The organism is Streptomyces sp. GL_140, assembly GCF_057834465.1.
Genome location: NZ_CM174404.1, coordinates 6,712,645 through 6,727,336, shown reverse-complemented (window position 1 = coordinate 6,727,336; position 14,692 = coordinate 6,712,645). Strand labels below are relative to the sequence as shown.

Annotated in this window: 15 protein-coding genes; 12 read left to right on the top strand and 3 right to left on the bottom strand. The window is 71.3% G+C overall.

All coding sequences use genetic code 11. The features are described from left to right. Positions 1–2: 2 nt before the first annotated feature. Positions 3–1,151, bottom strand: a complete 1,149-nt coding sequence (rsgA, locus tag AC3IYJ_RS31470) for a ribosome small subunit-dependent GTPase A (protein WP_489397899.1) — start codon at positions 1,149–1,151, stop codon at positions 3–5. A gap of 445 nt (positions 1,152–1,596) precedes the next feature. Between rsgA and AC3IYJ_RS31465 the strand changes: the two genes are divergently transcribed. Further along, entirely contained in the window at positions 1,597–2,370 is a 774-nt protein-coding gene (locus AC3IYJ_RS31465; RefSeq protein ID WP_489397898.1) for a TetR family transcriptional regulator, read from the top strand. A gap of 111 nt (positions 2,371–2,481) precedes the next feature. Continuing rightward, entirely contained in the window at positions 2,482–2,880 is a 399-nt protein-coding gene (locus AC3IYJ_RS31460) for a VOC family protein (protein ID WP_489397897.1), read from the top strand. Here AC3IYJ_RS31460 and AC3IYJ_RS31455 read toward each other — a convergent pair. Beyond that, entirely contained in the window at positions 2,814–3,569 is a 756-nt protein-coding gene (locus AC3IYJ_RS31455) for a helix-turn-helix domain-containing protein (RefSeq protein WP_489397896.1), read from the bottom strand. The genes AC3IYJ_RS31460 and AC3IYJ_RS31455 overlap by 67 nt on opposite strands. Before the next feature lie 24 nt (positions 3,570–3,593). Continuing rightward, positions 3,594–4,709, bottom strand: coding sequence for a YihY/virulence factor BrkB family protein (locus tag AC3IYJ_RS31450; protein ID WP_489397895.1), 1,116 nt, complete (start codon positions 4,707–4,709; stop codon positions 3,594–3,596). 17 nt (positions 4,710–4,726) lie between these two features. Between AC3IYJ_RS31450 and AC3IYJ_RS31445 the strand changes: the two genes are divergently transcribed. The 10 genes from AC3IYJ_RS31445 (at position 4,727) to AC3IYJ_RS31400 (ending at position 14,689) form a co-directional block, all read left to right on the top strand. Continuing rightward, complete coding sequence (locus tag AC3IYJ_RS31445; RefSeq protein WP_489397894.1) at positions 4,727–6,370, top strand: acyl-CoA dehydrogenase family protein; 1,644 nt, start codon at positions 4,727–4,729, stop codon at positions 6,368–6,370. A gap of 395 nt (positions 6,371–6,765) precedes the next feature. Beyond that, complete coding sequence (locus AC3IYJ_RS31440; RefSeq protein WP_489402982.1) at positions 6,766–8,100, top strand: GAF domain-containing protein; 1,335 nt, start codon at positions 6,766–6,768, stop codon at positions 8,098–8,100. A gap of 13 nt (positions 8,101–8,113) precedes the next feature. Continuing rightward, positions 8,114–8,677, top strand: coding sequence for a GNAT family N-acetyltransferase (locus AC3IYJ_RS31435; protein WP_489397893.1), 564 nt, complete (start codon positions 8,114–8,116; stop codon positions 8,675–8,677). A 223-nt stretch (positions 8,678–8,900) separates the two neighbouring features. Continuing rightward, positions 8,901–8,984: a putative leader peptide gene (locus AC3IYJ_RS31430; protein WP_312847410.1), complete on the top strand. Its 84-nt coding sequence runs from the start codon at positions 8,901–8,903 to the stop codon at positions 8,982–8,984. A 200-nt stretch (positions 8,985–9,184) separates the two neighbouring features. Next, positions 9,185–10,894 carry a nitrite/sulfite reductase gene (locus AC3IYJ_RS31425; protein ID WP_489397892.1) on the top strand — a complete coding sequence of 570 codons (1,710 nt, stop codon included), beginning with the start codon at positions 9,185–9,187 and terminating at the stop codon, positions 10,892–10,894. 28 nt (positions 10,895–10,922) lie between these two features. Further along, complete coding sequence (locus tag AC3IYJ_RS31420; RefSeq protein ID WP_214956597.1) at positions 10,923–11,102, top strand: DpnI domain-containing protein; 180 nt, start codon at positions 10,923–10,925, stop codon at positions 11,100–11,102. Continuing rightward, positions 11,099–11,812, top strand: a complete 714-nt coding sequence (locus AC3IYJ_RS31415) for a phosphoadenylyl-sulfate reductase (RefSeq protein WP_489397891.1) — start codon at positions 11,099–11,101, stop codon at positions 11,810–11,812. The genes AC3IYJ_RS31420 and AC3IYJ_RS31415 overlap by 4 nt, the downstream gene beginning before the upstream one ends. Positions 11,813–11,865: 53 nt before the next feature. Then, positions 11,866–12,411 carry an adenylyl-sulfate kinase gene (gene cysC / locus AC3IYJ_RS31410; RefSeq protein ID WP_489397890.1) on the top strand — a complete coding sequence of 182 codons (546 nt, stop codon included), beginning with the start codon at positions 11,866–11,868 and terminating at the stop codon, positions 12,409–12,411. Next, positions 12,408–13,346 carry a sulfate adenylyltransferase subunit CysD gene (gene cysD, locus AC3IYJ_RS31405; RefSeq protein WP_489397889.1) on the top strand — a complete coding sequence of 313 codons (939 nt, stop codon included), beginning with the start codon at positions 12,408–12,410 and terminating at the stop codon, positions 13,344–13,346. The genes cysC and cysD overlap by 4 nt, the downstream gene beginning before the upstream one ends. Before the next feature lie 2 nt (positions 13,347–13,348). Beyond that, a complete protein-coding gene (locus tag AC3IYJ_RS31400; protein WP_489397888.1) occupies positions 13,349–14,689 on the top strand; it encodes a sulfate adenylyltransferase subunit 1 in 1,341 nt (446 codons plus the stop codon). Positions 14,690–14,692 lie beyond the last annotated feature (3 nt).

Here is a 14,692-nt window from a genome sequence, read left to right as displayed (position 1 = left end):
CCTCAGGCCCGTCCGGTCCGCTTCGCCGAATAGTTCGCGCGGCCCTCCGCGGAGCGCAGCCGCCAGTCGCGCCTCAGCTCCGCCCGGAGCCTCGCGTCGGTCTTCGCGACGATCCGCTGGTTCTCCCGCAGCAGCTTGCGGTAGCTCTCCAGCCGCCGCTCGGGCAGCGCTCCCGAGTCCACCGCCCCCCGGACCGCGCACCCCGGCTCCGCCTCGTGCGCGCAGTCGTGGAACCGGCACTGCGAAGCGAACTCCTCGATCTCCGAGAAGACCTGCCCGACGCCCGCTCCGGCGTCGTACAGCCCCACGCCCCGCAGCCCGGGGGTGTCGATGAGCACGCCGCCGCCCGGCAGGACGAGCAGGTTGCGCGTCGTGGTGGTGTGGCGGCCCTTGCCGTCGACCTCACGAGCCTCCTGGACCTCCATCACGGCCTCCCCGAGCAGGGTGTTGGCCAGGGTGGACTTGCCCGCGCCGGAGATTCCCAGGAGCACGCTCGTACCCCCCGCGGCGACCGCGGCGAGTACGTCCGTACCCTGTCCCGTCATCGAGGACACGGTCAGGACCGGGACTCCGGGAGCCGCCCCCTCCACGTCCTGGACGATGTGACCGAGCGTGACCGGGTCCGGGACCAGGTCGGCCTTGGTCAGGACGACCAGCGGCTGAGCCCCGGATTCCCATGCGAGCGCGAGGAAGCGCTCGATGCGGCCCAGGTCGAGTTCGACGGCCAGCGATACCGCGATGATCGCCTGGTCGACGTTGGCGGCGAGGATCTGGCCCTCGGACCGCTGCGAGGAGGTGGACCGCACGAAGGCGGTCCGGCGCGGCAGGTACGCCTTCACGTAGCGCGGACTGCCGTGTGCCTCCACCGCCGCCCAGTCTCCGGTGCAGATGACCCGGAGCGGGTCGTGCGGGGTGACGAACGCGGTGTCGGCGCGGACGATTCCGTCGGCGGTCATGACATCGCACTGGCCCCGGTCGACCCGTACCACCCGGCCGGGCACGAGGCCCTCTTCGGCGTACGGGACGAATTCGGCGGCCCAGGCTTCGTCCCAGCCGTAGGGGGCGAGAGCGTGCGGGAGCAGAGCCTGCGGGAAAGAAGAGAAAGACAAGGGAAACCCTTCACAGGGTGGCCCCGGCGGTGCGCGCCGCATTCGGGCGCGAAAGATGAGGAGAGGTCAGCCGGAGACCACGGAAGTGACATTGATGGTCTTCTGAGTGCGGGCAACGCCCTGCGCCATGACAGTCATCAATGAACTCACCTCCGAGTCGTACACACACGTGCTGACGAGCGGTCCCGCACCGATCGGCGGGAACGTCCCCACCGTAACAAGGTCCTTCGGGCCCGCGCCAATTCTTTTTCGGGTTCTTCCACGGATTCTTCTCCGCACGGCATCGCGACCGGCCGGGACTTACCGTCGGTCAGGAATCCCGTCCGGTTCCGGATCCCAAGTCGTTCGAGGAGTTAGGCTGCTCCGCGTGGACAACTCTGAGCTCGCAGATTCTGAGACGCTTTACGAGACGCGGACCGGCCGGTCCGCCCCGTGCGACGAGCCGGTTTCCGAGACGGCCTCGGACACCAGGAAGCGGATTCTGCGGGTGGCCACGGAACTGTTCTCGGTCCACGGTTTCCACGAGACCTCGCTGCGCGAGATCGCCGAGCGGGTCGGCGTCTCCAAGCCGGCGGTGCTGTACCACTTCCCCGGCAAGGCCGACATCCTCGGCGCCCTCGTGGAGCCGATGCTCCGCGATCTGACGGCGGCCATGTCCCGCGCCGCGGCCACCGGGGCCGGTGGAACCGCCGGAGCCCCGGGAGCAGGTGGCACCGGCCGGGCCGACCGAACTGACCGGGCCGACCGGGCCGACCGGGTCCGCTGGGCCGCGATCGAGGGGGTCCTCGACACCTGGCTGAGCCACCGCCACCTGCTCCGGCTGAACCTCCAGGACATGGCCGTGGCCACCCCCGGGCCGGCCTTCGCCCGCCTGCGGGACGCGATGCTCCGGGCGAACGCCCTGGTCGCGGGGGCCGATCCCGGGTTCGCCGAGCGGGTGCGGGCCGCTCAGGCCATCGCGATGCTCTCCGGTCCGGCGGTCCTGTTCACCGATGCCCCCGTGCCGGAGCTGCGCGCGGCCGTCCTGGACGGCGTACGACGCCTGCTGGACGGGTCCGCCGAGCACCCTTACCCGGCCGTGGCCGGGCGTCCCGCGCCGGGGGGACGGCGCGGGCGGCCCGCCGCCATGACCACGGCGATGACCGAGGCCGCGCGCCGGATGCACGCGGCGGGCAGCGGCGCCACGGCGATCGCCGCCACGCTCGGCGTCTCCCGGGCCACCGTCTACCGCCACCTGCCGCAGGAGGAGGACGCCGGGTGAGGTCCCGTCCCGTGGCCCGGCCCATGACCCGCGCCCCACGACCCGCCTCGCGGCCCGCCCATGTCCGATTCCTTCAAGACCGGCGGCCCCGGCCGAACCTAACCTGACGGCATGACTCCCCGACTCGACATGATCGGCATCGTCGTCTCCGACATGGCCGCCTCACTCGCCTTCTACCGCCGCCTGGGCATCGACGTCCCGGCCCCGGCCGACTCCCAGCCGCACGTGGAGGCCGTCCTGCCGGGCGGTCTGCGGATCGGCTGGGACACGGAGGACGTCATCCGCTCCTTCGACCCGTCCTGGACCCGGCCCGAGAGCGACGGCCGGGTGGGGCTCGCGTTCCTGTGCGACTCCCCCGCCGGGGTGGACTCCCTGTACGCGGAATTGACCGGGGCCGGGCACACCGGCCACCTCAAGCCCTGGGACGCCTTCTGGGGACAGCGCTACGCCGTGGTCCTGGACCCGGACGGCAGCGGGGTCTCCCTCTTCGCCCCGGCCGACACCGCCTGACCGCCCGCCCCCGCCGCGTAGGCCCCTGGCGTGGTCCCAGCCAGGGCCCGTACCTCGCGGGCGTAGTGCGCCTGGTCGGCGTAGCCGGCCCTGTGGGCCACCTCCGCGTGCGGCAGCCCGCGCCGGGTCAGTGCGAGGGCCCGCTGGAGGCGCAGGATCCGCCCCAGCGTCCGGGGGCCGTATCCGAAGGCGTCCAGTGAGCGCCGGTGCAGCTGCCGCTCCCCCAGGCCGACCGCCGCCGCGACGGCCGCCACGCCCTGCCCGGCCCGCAGCCGGGCCGCGACCTCCTGGGCCAGCGCGTCCGCGGGGCCGCCTTCGCCCGCGCGGAGCCGGGCCAGCTCCTCCAGTCCCAAGCACGGATCCTCGTACGGGGCCACCCGGGCCGCGAGGCGCCGTACCTCGGCGGCCGGCCACAGGTCGGCCAGTTCGACCCGGCGGTCGCGCAGCGCGCTCGCCGGTACGCCGAGCAGCGCGGGCGCCGTGCCGGGGGCGAGCCTGATCCCGGCGAAGCGGGTGCCGGGGACCTCGCCGGCCGGGTGGGCCGCAGTGTCGGGTCCGGCCACCAGGAGCCGCCCGTCGACCCACAGCAGGTCCATGCAGCCGTCGGGCAGCACCACCCCGCCGCCGGCCCCGGCTGCCCGCCAGAGCACGGCGCCGGGCAGTACCCGGGACGGCCGTTCCTCGTACACGTCCCTCAGGCTACGACCGGCGGGTCAGTGCTTGCGCAGCCGGGAGTGGTAGTCCTCCGGCGGCAGGAACTTCGACCAGCGCTCCGGGAACTCCGAGGGCATGTCGTCGTCCTCGTCGTCCTCCGACTCGCCTTCGGCGAGCGCCCGCCAGGCGGCGGCGCGGGCGACCAGCTGAGCGGCTTCCGCCTCGCGGACCCGCTCGTTCGCCTCGCGCGCGGCCGCCGTGGCCACCGAGGGCCAGACGCGGTCGATGGCCGCGTTGACGGCCGCGCCGACGAGGACGGCGAAGGCCGAGATGCCGATCCACAGCAGGACGGCCACGGGGGCGGCGAGCGATCCGTAGATCGTCGGGCCCTCCACGGTGTTGGTGAGGTAGATCCGCAGCAGGAACGAGCCCAGCACCCACATCGCGAGGGCGACGAGCGCGCCCGGTACGTCCTCGATCCAGGGCGAGCGGACGGGGACGGAGACGTGGTAGAGCGTGGTCAGGAAGGCGATGCAGAGCAGGGTGACGACGGGCCAGTACAGGACCGCGATCACTTCCGTGCTCCACGGCAACAGCCGCACCACCGCGTCCGGGCCGACCACCATAAGCGGCAGCACGATGGCGCCGATCAGCAGGGCGATGACGTAGAGGAGGAAGGCCAGCAGCCGGGTCTTGACGATGCCGCGCTGCCCGTCGAGCCCGTACATGACGGTGATGGTGTCGATGAAGACGTTGACGGCGCGCGAACCGGACCACAGGGCGAAGGCGAAGCCGAGGGAGATGAGGTCGGGGCGGCCCCGGTTGGTGACGTCGTCGAGCATCGGTTTGGCAATGTCGTTGACGCCCCGGTCGGAGAGGACCGTGCCGACCGCCCGCAGGATGTTCTCCTCGATGCTGGCGACGGTGGTGCCGCCCGACCAGCCGTCCACGTAGCCGAGCAGACCGAGCAGGCCGAGGAAGAGCGGGGGCAGCGAGAGCAGGGTGAAGAAGGCCGCCTCGGCGGCGAGTCCGAGGATCCGGTACTCGATGCACGAGTTGACGGTGTCTTTGAGCAGCAGCCACGCCATCTTGCGCATGGAGACGTTGCGGTAGAGGACTCGGGCCCGGTGGAGCCGCCCTGGGATCCGCTCGGGTGTTTCTTTTGCTGGCTGCACGTCCTTACGGTATCCGCATGGCAGCCACCACCCACACAGTCACCAATCAGGCCCCGCTCCTCACGGGCTACGACGTCTACGGCAGCGACCAGGTCCTGAGCGAGGGCGTGGAGCGGCATCTCGCGGGCGCGGCGCCCGAACTCGCCGCGGAGGTCGGGGAGGAGCTCACGGAGCTGGGCCGCGCGGCCGGCTCCCGGCAGGCCCAGGAATGGGGGACGCAGGCGAACGAGAACCCGCCGAAACTGCGGACGCACGACCGGTACGGCAACCGGATCGACGAGGTGGAGTTCCACCCCGCGTGGCACCGGCTGCTGGGGCACGCGGTGGGCGCCGGGCTCACGGACGCGTGGGGGCGTCCGGCGGGGCATCTGCGGCGCGCGGCCGGGTTCTTCGTGTGGTCGCAGGCGGAATCGGGGCACGGCTGCCCGGTTTCGATGACGCACGCGGCGGTGCCCGCGCTGCGGACCGATCCGGAGTTGGCCGCCGAATGGGAGCCGCGGCTGACCTCGCACGTGTACGAGGAGGGGTTGCGACCGGCCGGTCAGAAGGCCGGGGTGCTCTTCGGGATGGGGATGACGGAGAAGCAGGGCGGCAGCGACGTACGGGCGAACACGACGGCGGCGGTGCCGCTGGACACCTCGGGCGAGTACCTGCTGACGGGGCACAAGTGGTTCTGTTCGGCGCCGATGTGCGACGGGTTCCTGGTGCTGGCGCAGGCGCCGGGAGGGCTGACGTGCTTCCTGGTGCCCCGGGTGCTGCCGGACGGCACGCGCAACGTCTTCGCGATCCAGCGGCTGAAGGACAAGCTGGGGAACAAGTCGAACGCTTCGAGCGAGGTGGAGTTCGACGGGACCTGGGCGCGGCGGGTGGGCGAGGAGGGCCGGGGGGTGCGGACCATCATCGAGATGGTCGCGGCCACCCGGCTGGACTGTGTGATCGGCTCGGCCTCGCTGATGCGGCAGGCGCTGACACAGGCCGCTCACCATTCGGAGCACCGCTCTGCTTTCGGAGCACCGCTCATCGACCAGCCGCTGATGCGCAACGTGCTCGCCGACCTCGCCCTGGAGTCGGAGGCCGCCACCACCCTGACCCTGCGCCTCGCGGCCGCGTACGACGCCGGCACCGAGCAGGAGCGGGCCTTCCTGCGCCTCGCGGTACCCGTGGCGAAGTACTGGGTGACCAAGCGCTGTACGCCGATGGTGGCGGAGGCACTGGAGTGCCTGGGCGGAAACGGCTACGTCGAGGAGTCCGGGCTGCCCAGACTGCTGCGCGAGTCCCCCCTGAACTCCATCTGGGAGGGATCGGGCAACGTACAGGCACTCGACGTGCTGCGCGCCCTCCAGCGCGAGCCCCTGGCGCTGGGCGCGTTCCTCCAGGAGGTCGGTCTGGCGCGCGGCGCCGACCACCGACTGGATTCGGCCATCAAGAACCTGCTGACCGAGCTCGCGGACCTGGAGGGGATCGAGGCACGGGCACGCCGGGTGGTGGAGCGGATGGCCCTGGTGCTGCAAGGATCCCTGCTGGTGCGATGGGCCCCGCCGGAGGTGGCGGACGCCTTCTGCGCCTCACGGCTGGGTGGCGACTGGGGCGCGGCCTTCGGCACGCTGCCGCACAGCCTGGACCTGCGATCCGTCGTGGAACGGGCCCGGATCGCGGGCTAGCGGTGGTCCCCAAACCGCCGCGGGCATGGATCCGGGCCCGTCGACCGGTAACAGGGATGGCGCCGCGCCGACTCGGCACCACCCCTGATCCGAGAAGCCCCGAGGAAGGAGCTGCAACGTCGCTCGGCGACGTCCGCACAGTTTCGGTCGACCGACCGGGAGTTGGCGAGAGTTGCATGACGTTGCAACCTTTGAGACATCACCCGCACGGCGTACCACCTGCGCCGCGCACCATGTGCACGACCTGCATCACGTGCACGACCGGCACAACCAGCACCTCGTGCACGACCAGCACCACGTGCACGACCCGCACCGACGCACCACACGCTCCACACGGGGAGGTTTCGGTGGCTCACACCACAGGCAGCGCGGTCGATGCAGCACGCATCTCGGCCATGGACGCGCGGGAGGCCGCACGTCTGCTCAAAGGAGTACGGGAGGCCGCGCTCGCCGGGGACCGGCCGCCGGCCGCACCGCGCCCGGAGATCGCCGAGTCCTGGCGCCGGATGCTGGCGGGCGGGGTCCACCCGGACCGCGACAGCCGCAGCCGGATGCTGTCGGCCGCCGAAACCGAGGAACGGCGCCAGACCTCCCCGCTACGGGAACTCCTGCCCGTCCTGCGCGAGGGGCTGCTGCCCGCGCTGGACGAGGCCCTGCACATCATGGTCGTCGCCGACGCCGACGGGCGGCTGCTCTGGCGCGAGGGCCACTCCTCCATCCTGCGCAAGGCGGACCGGCTGGGCTTCGGTGTGGGAGCCGACTGGGACGAGGCCGTGGTCGGCACCAACGGGGTGGGCACCGCCCTGGTGGCCCGCAGACCGGTCCAGGTGTTCTCGGCGGAGCACTTCGTCTCCAGCCACCACGACTGGACCTGCGCGGGAGCCCCCGTACGCGATCCCCGGGACGGGCAGCTGCTCGGAGTCGTCGACGTCAGCGGCCCGCTGGCCACCATGCACCCGGCGACCCTGGCCTGGGTGAGCTCGGTGGCCCGGCTCGCGGAGCGGGAGCTGCGGATCCGGCACCTGGAGTCCCTGGAGCGGCTGCGCTCCGTCGCGGCCCCGCTGCTGGCCCGGCTGCCCGGCCGCGCGGTGGCCGTCGACAGCCACGGCTGGACGGCGGCCGTCACCGGGCTCGCGCCGACGGACCGGATCCCGCTGCCGAAGTCCTTCCGGCCGGGCCGGGTGTGGGTGCCGCAGCTCGGCGACTGCCTGGTGGAGCCCCTGCCCGGCGGCTGGCTGCTGAACGTCGCGGAGGTCCGCAGCGGCCCGGAGGCCGCCGCCCGCGTCGTCCTCGACCTCAGCCGGCCGGGGGCGTGGCTGGCCACCGTCTACGGGGCTTCGGGCAGCTGGTCCCAGGAGCTGAGCCCGCGCCACGCGGAGCTGCTGTTCCTGCTGGCGGAGACCCCCCGGGGGCGCTCGGCGGCCGAGCTCTCCCAGGAGCTGTTCGGCGACCCGACGCGCACGGTGACGGTGCGCGCGGAGATGTCCCGGGTCCGGCGCAACCTCGCGGGCGTCCTGACCCACCGCCCGTACCGCTTCGCGGAGGACGTGGAGGTGGAACTGATCCGCCCGGGGAACCCGGCCGCCCTGCTGCCGCACTCCACGGCCCCGGCGGTGATCAGGGCCCGGCTGTCCCGTCCGGGGTCCGAGATCCCTGCCGGGGGGCGCGGAGGCCCCGGGGGTCCCGGCGGCTCTGCCGGGGGTCCCCCGAGCGACGACTGGGGAATGTGATTCCCTGGCGTCCATGAGCACCATCACGCTGACCACCTGGTCCCTGGAAATGACCTCGCCGTCCGACCTCGTCGCGGCGGCCGTCCCCGGACCGGAGATCCGGATCGTCCGGTCGGAGGTCCCGTCCCCGGAGTTCAGCCGCTTCCTCTACGCCTCGGTGGGCGGCGACATCCACTGGACGGACCGGCTGGCGCTGACCCGCGCGCAGTGGGTGGAGCAGTTGGAGCGCCCCGGCGTGGAGACGTGGGTGGCGTACGACCGGGGCACGCCCGCGGGCTACGTGGAACTCGACCCTCAGCCGGACGGTGTGGTGGAGATCATGTACTTCGGCCTCCTCCCCGATTTCCGGGGCCGCCGGATCGGCGGGCACCTGCTGTCGGTGGGCGTCGAGGCGGCCTGGTCCCTCGCTTCCCGCTGGCCGTCGCTGTCCCCGACCACCCGGGTCTGGCTCCACACGTGCAGTGAGGACGGCCCGACGGCCATGTCCAACTACGTCCGCCGCGGCTTCAAGGTCTTCCGTGAGGAATCGGAGCCCAAGGAGTCCGCCCCCACCCCGGGCCCCTGGCCGGGCGCCTAGACCTCTCTTAGGCCTCTCCTCGGCCGCTGTCCGGGCCCCGAGGGGCCCGATCTCACCTTTCCGCTCCGTCCGTGGGCCGTATGCGGCCCACGGACCGGGTCCGATGGGGCAAAAGGGGCCCCCGAGGTGACCCCCATCACCGGGATCTTGCGATGCGAGACGAGTTCGTCCGGATTGTGGACAGTAGTGGACTCCTCCAATCGCCACATGCCACGCTTCCGCCATGAACGGAGCTGGAATTGCCTTGGTGAGTCGGCGGCACGTCGACCTCGGCCGCATGTCCAGCGCCATCTGTCCGGCACGCTGAGGGAACCAGCACCGCCGCACGGCGTACAGCGCGCAGCCGCCGCGCCCGCCGTAAAAACAGATGATCACCGCAGCCCCCTGTAGGCCGGCGCCGCCCCAAAAAGGCGGTGACCAGCCACATCCGCTCCATGCGCTCCAGGGGTCACGCCGCCGCTCCGCCCCCTGCCCTTGCCTCGAGCCGCCGAAGAAGGACGTACCGCCATGGCCGCCATCCCCGAAACGACCGCAGCCGCCGCACCCGGCGCCGCCGCGCGCCGCAAGACCGGCCGTCACCGCGGTGAGGGCCAGTGGGCCGTCGGACACCACACGCCCCTCAACGGCAACGAGCAGTTCAAGAAGGACGACGACGGTCTCAATGTGCGGGCGCGCATCGAGAACATCTACTCCAAGGCGGGGTTCGACTCGATCGACCCCAACGACCTCCGCGGCCGTATGCGCTGGTGGGGGCTGTACACCCAGCGCAAGCCCGGGATCGACGGCGGCAAGACCGCGATCCTGGAGCCGGAGGAGCTGGACGACAAGTACTTCATGCTGCGCGTGCGCATCGACGGCGGTCGGCTGACCACCGAGCAGCTGCGCGTCATCGGCGAGATCTCGCAGGAGTTCGCCCGCGGCACCGCCGACCTCACGGACCGGCAGAACGTGCAGTACCACTGGATCCGCATCGAGGACGTCCCGGAGATCTGGCGCCGTCTGGAGGCCGTCGGCCTCTCGACCACCGAGGCCTGCGGTGACACCCCCCGCGTCATCCTCGGCTCGCCCGTCGCCGGCATCGCGCTGGACGAGATCATCGACGGCACCCCCGCCATCGACGAGATCTACAAGCGCATCGTGGGCAACCCGGACTTCTCCAACCTGCCCCGCAAGTTCAAGTCCGCGATCTCCGGCTCGCCGCTGCTCGACGTGGCGCACGAGATCAACGACATCGCCTTCGTCGGGGTCACCCACCCCGAGCACGGCCCCGGCTTCGACGTCTGGGTCGGCGGCGGCCTCTCCACCAACCCCAAGCTGGGCGTGCGCCTGGGCACCTGGGTCTCGCTGGACGAGGTCCCGGACGTCTACGAGGGCGTCATCTCGATCTTCCGCGACTACGGCTACCGCCGCCTGCGCACCCGCGCCCGCCTGAAGTTCCTCGTCGCCGACTGGGGTCCGGCCAAGTTCCGCCAGGTCCTGGAGGACGAGTACCTGAAGCGCAAGCTGACCGACGGCCCCGCGCCCGAGCAGCCCAGCGGCCAGTGGCGCGACCACGTCGGCGTCCACCAGCAGCAGGACGGCAAGTTCTACGTGGGCTTCGCACCCCGCGTGGGCCGCGTCGACGGCGCCACCCTGACCAAGATCGCGGACGTCGCGGTCCAGCACGGCTCCGGCCGGCTGCGCACCACGGCCGAGCAGAAGATGATCGTGCTCGACATCGAGGCCGACCAGGTCGACTCGGTCGTCGAGGCGCTGGAGGCGCTGGACCTGCGGGTCAAGCCGTCCCCGTTCCGGCGCGGCACGATGGCCTGCACCGGCATCGAGTTCTGCAAGCTGGCCATCGTCGAGACGAAGGCGCGCGGCGCCTCGCTGATCGACGAACTGGAGCGCCGCCTGCCCGAGTTCGCCGAGCCGCTGACCATCAACATCAACGGCTGCCCGAACGCCTGCGCCCGTATCCAGGTGGCGGACATCGGTCTCAAGGGCCAGCTGGTCCTGGACGACGACGGCAACCAGGTCGAGGGCTACCAGGTCCACCTGGGAGGCGCACTCGGCCTGGAGGCCGGATTCGGCCGCAAGGTCCGTGGTCTCAAGGTCACCTCGGCCGGTCTGCCGGACTACGTCGAGCGGGTCGTCACGCGCTTCGAGAACCAGCGCGAGGACGGCGAGCGCTTCGCCGCCTGGGTGACCCGCGCCAAGGACGAGGATTTGTCGTGAACGCAGTGAACGACACGAGGAGCACAGGATGAGCGAGCGCGCCGCACCGTTCTACTGCCCGTACTGCGGCGACGAGGACCTGTTCCCGAACGAAACAGGCCACGGCGCCTGGGAATGCAGGGCCTGCAACCGAGCCTTCCAGCTGAAGTACCTCGGGCTGCTGGCCCGGGGTGTTCAGTCCAACGACGCTGGAGGGGACGAGATATGACCACGATTCAAGACGCGAGTCTCACCACGGACCAGCTCAAGGCGCTGGCCGAGCAGGCGGGCCGCGACCTGGAGGACTCCTCCCCGCTGGAGATCCTCACCTGGGCGGCCGAGACCTTCGGCAAGAAGTTCGCCGTGACCTCCTCCATGGAGGACGCGGTCGTCGCCCACCTCGCCTCCCGCGCCTTCCCCGGCGTGGACGTGGTCTTCCTCGACACCGGCTACCACTTCGAGGAAACCATCGGCACCCGTGACGCGGTCGAGGCCGTGATGGACGTCAACGTCATCACCCTCACCCCGCGCCAGAGCGTCGCCGAGCAGGACGCCGAGTACGGCCCCAAGCTGCACGACCGCGACCCCGACCTGTGCTGCGCGCTGCGCAAGGTCAAGCCCCTCGAAGAGGGCCTGACGGCGTACGACGCATGGGCGACGGGCCTGCGCCGCGACGAGTCCCCGACCCGGGCGAACACCCCGGTGGTCGGCTGGGACGAGAAGCGCCGCAAGGTCAAGGTCTCGCCGATCGCCCGCTGGTCCCAGGACGACGTGGATGCGTACGTCCTGGAGCACGGGGTTCTCACCAACCCGTTGCTGATGGACGGTTACGCCTCTGTCGGCTGTGCTCCGTGCACCCGGCGGGTGGTGGAGGGCGAGGATGCCCGTGCCGGCCGGTGGGCGGGGCGTGGGAAGACCGAGTGCGGACTGCACGGCTGATGGCGGCCTCGAGCGTGACCGATGAACGTACTGAACCGACGGAGACGAACCAGATGAGCGTGAGCGACCAGGGCGCCACGGTGTGGCTGACCGGGCTGCCGAGCGCGGGCAAGACCACGATCGCCTACGCGCTGGCGGAGCGGTTGCGTGCCGAGGGCCACCGTGTGGAGGTCCTCGACGGTGACGAGATCCGCGAGTTCCTCTCCGCGGGTCTGGGCTTCAGCCGCGAGGACCGGCACACCAATGTGCAGCGGATCGGGTTCGTCGCCGAACTCCTCGCGTCCAACGGCGTGAAGGCCCTCGTCCCGGTGATCGCGCCGTTCGCGGACAGCCGTGAGGCCGTGCGCAAGCGCCATGGCGCCGAGGGCACTTCATACCTGGAGGTCCATGTGGCGACCCCGGTCGAGGTCTGCTCCGAGCGTGACGTCAAGGGCCTGTACGCCAGGCAGGCGGCGGGCGAGATCTCCGGTCTGACCGGGGTCGACGACCCGTACGAGGCACCGGACTCCCCGGACCTGCGCATCGAGTCGCACACGCAGTCCGTGCAGGAGTCGGCTTCGGCCCTGCACGCGCTGCTCACCGAGAGGGGCCTGGCATGAGCGCCACCGTCGCACACGTCCACGAGGGGACGGACGCGCCGTACGCGCTGTCGCACCTCGACGCCCTCGAGTCGGAGGCCGTGCACATCTTCCGTGAGGTGGCGGGGGAGTTCGAGAAGCCGGTGATCCTTTTCTCCGGCGGCAAGGACTCGATCGTGATGCTGCATCTGGCGCTGAAGGCGTTTGCGCCGGCGCCGGTCCCCTTCACCCTGCTCCACGTGGACACGGGTCACAACTTCCCGGAGGTCCTGGAGTACCGGGACCGTGCGGTGGCCCGGCACGGGCTGCGGCTGCACGTGGCCTCGGTCCAGGAGTACATCGACGCCGGGAAGCTGCGCGAGCGTCCGGACGGGGTCCGCAACCCGCTGCAGACCGTCCCGCTCACGGAGGCGATCCAGCGGCTGAAGTTCGACGCCGTGTTCGGCGGCGGCCGGCGTGACGAGGAGAAGGCCCGCGCCAAGGAGCGCGTCTTCTCCCTGCGGGACGAGTTCTCCCAGTGGGACCCGCGCCGTCAGCGTCCCGAGCTGTGGCAGCTGTACAACGGCCGCCACGCGCCGGGTGAGCATGTGCGTGTGTTCCCGTTGTCCAACTGGACCGAGCTGGACGTGTGGCAGTACATCGCGCGGGAGAAGATCGAGCTGCCGGAGATCTACTTCGCGCACGAGCGTGAGGTCTTCAAGCGCAACGGGATGTGGCTGACGGCCGGCGAGTGGGGCGGCGCGAAGGCGGACGAGGTCCCCGAGACCCGCCTGATCCGTTACCGCACGGTCGGTGACATGTCCTGCACGGGTGCCGTCGATTCCGATGCCACCACGCTGGACGCCGTGATCACCGAGATCGCCGCCTCCCGTCTCACCGAGCGGGGCGCGACCCGCGCCGACGACAAGATGTCCGAGGCCGCGATGGAAGACCGAAAGCGCGAAGGGTACTTCTAACCATGACCTCCACCACCGAGCAGTTCGCCGACCTCTCGGCGACCACACTGCTGCGCTTCGCGACCGCCGGTTCCGTCGACGACGGCAAGTCCACCCTGGTCGGACGCCTCCTGCACGACTCCAAGTCGATCCTCACCGACACCCTCGAAGCCGTCGAGGCGGTCTCCGCCCAGCGTGGTCAGGACACGCCCGACCTGGCGCTGCTCACCGACGGCCTGCGCGCCGAGCGCGAGCAGGGCATCACCATCGACGTGGCCTACCGCTACTTCGCCACCACCCGGCGCCGGTTCATCCTGGCCGACACCCCCGGGCACGTGCAGTACACCCGCAACATGGTCACCGGCGCCTCCACCGCCGACCTCGCAGTCGTCCTCGTCGACGCCCGCAACGGCGTCATCGAACAGACCCGCCGCCACGCCGCCGTAGCCGCGCTGCTGCGCGTCCCGCACGTGGTCCTGGCCGTCAACAAGATGGACCTGGTCGGCTACGAGGAAGCCGTCTTCGCGAAGATCGCGGAGGAGTTCACCGCGTACGCCAAGGACCTGGGCGTCCCGGAGATCACCGCGATCCCGATCTCGGCGCTGGCCGGCGACAACGTGGTCGAGCCCTCCGCGCACATGGACTGGTACGGCGGCCCCACCGTCCTGGAACACCTCGAGACCGTCCCGGTCAGCCACGACCTGACCACCTGCCCGGCGCGTTTCCCGGTGCAGTACGTGATCCGGCCGCAGACCGCCGAACACCCCGACTACCGCGGTTACGCGGGCCAGATCGCCTCCGGTGTGCTGCGGGTCGGCGAGGCCGTCACCGTGCTGCCGTCGGGCCGTACTTCGGTCATCGAGGGCATCGACGCGCTCGGCCAGGGCGTGGACATCGCCTGGGCCCCGCAGTCGGTGACCCTGCGTCTGCGGGACGACATCGACATCTCGCGCGGTGACCTCATCGCCCCGTCCTCGAACGCTCCCGCTACCACGCAGGACGTCATCGCGACGGTCTGCCACGTCGCGGACCAGCCGCTGGCCGTGGGCGCCCGGGTGCTGATCAAGCACACCACGCGCACGGTCAAGGCCATCGTCAAGGAAATCCCCTCGCGGCTGACCCTGGACGACCTGTCCCAGCACCCCAACCCCGGGCAGCTCGTGGCCAACGACATCGGCCGCGTCGTCGTCCGTACCGCCGAGCCGCTCGCGCTCGACTCGTACGCCGACTCGCGCCGCACCGGTTCCTTCCTGCTGATCGACCCGGCCGACGGCACGACGCTGGCGGCCGGCATGGTCGGCGAATCCTTCGCCTCGCAGGCCGCGACCACCGTCCAGGCCGATGAAGAGGGCTGGGACTTCTGATCA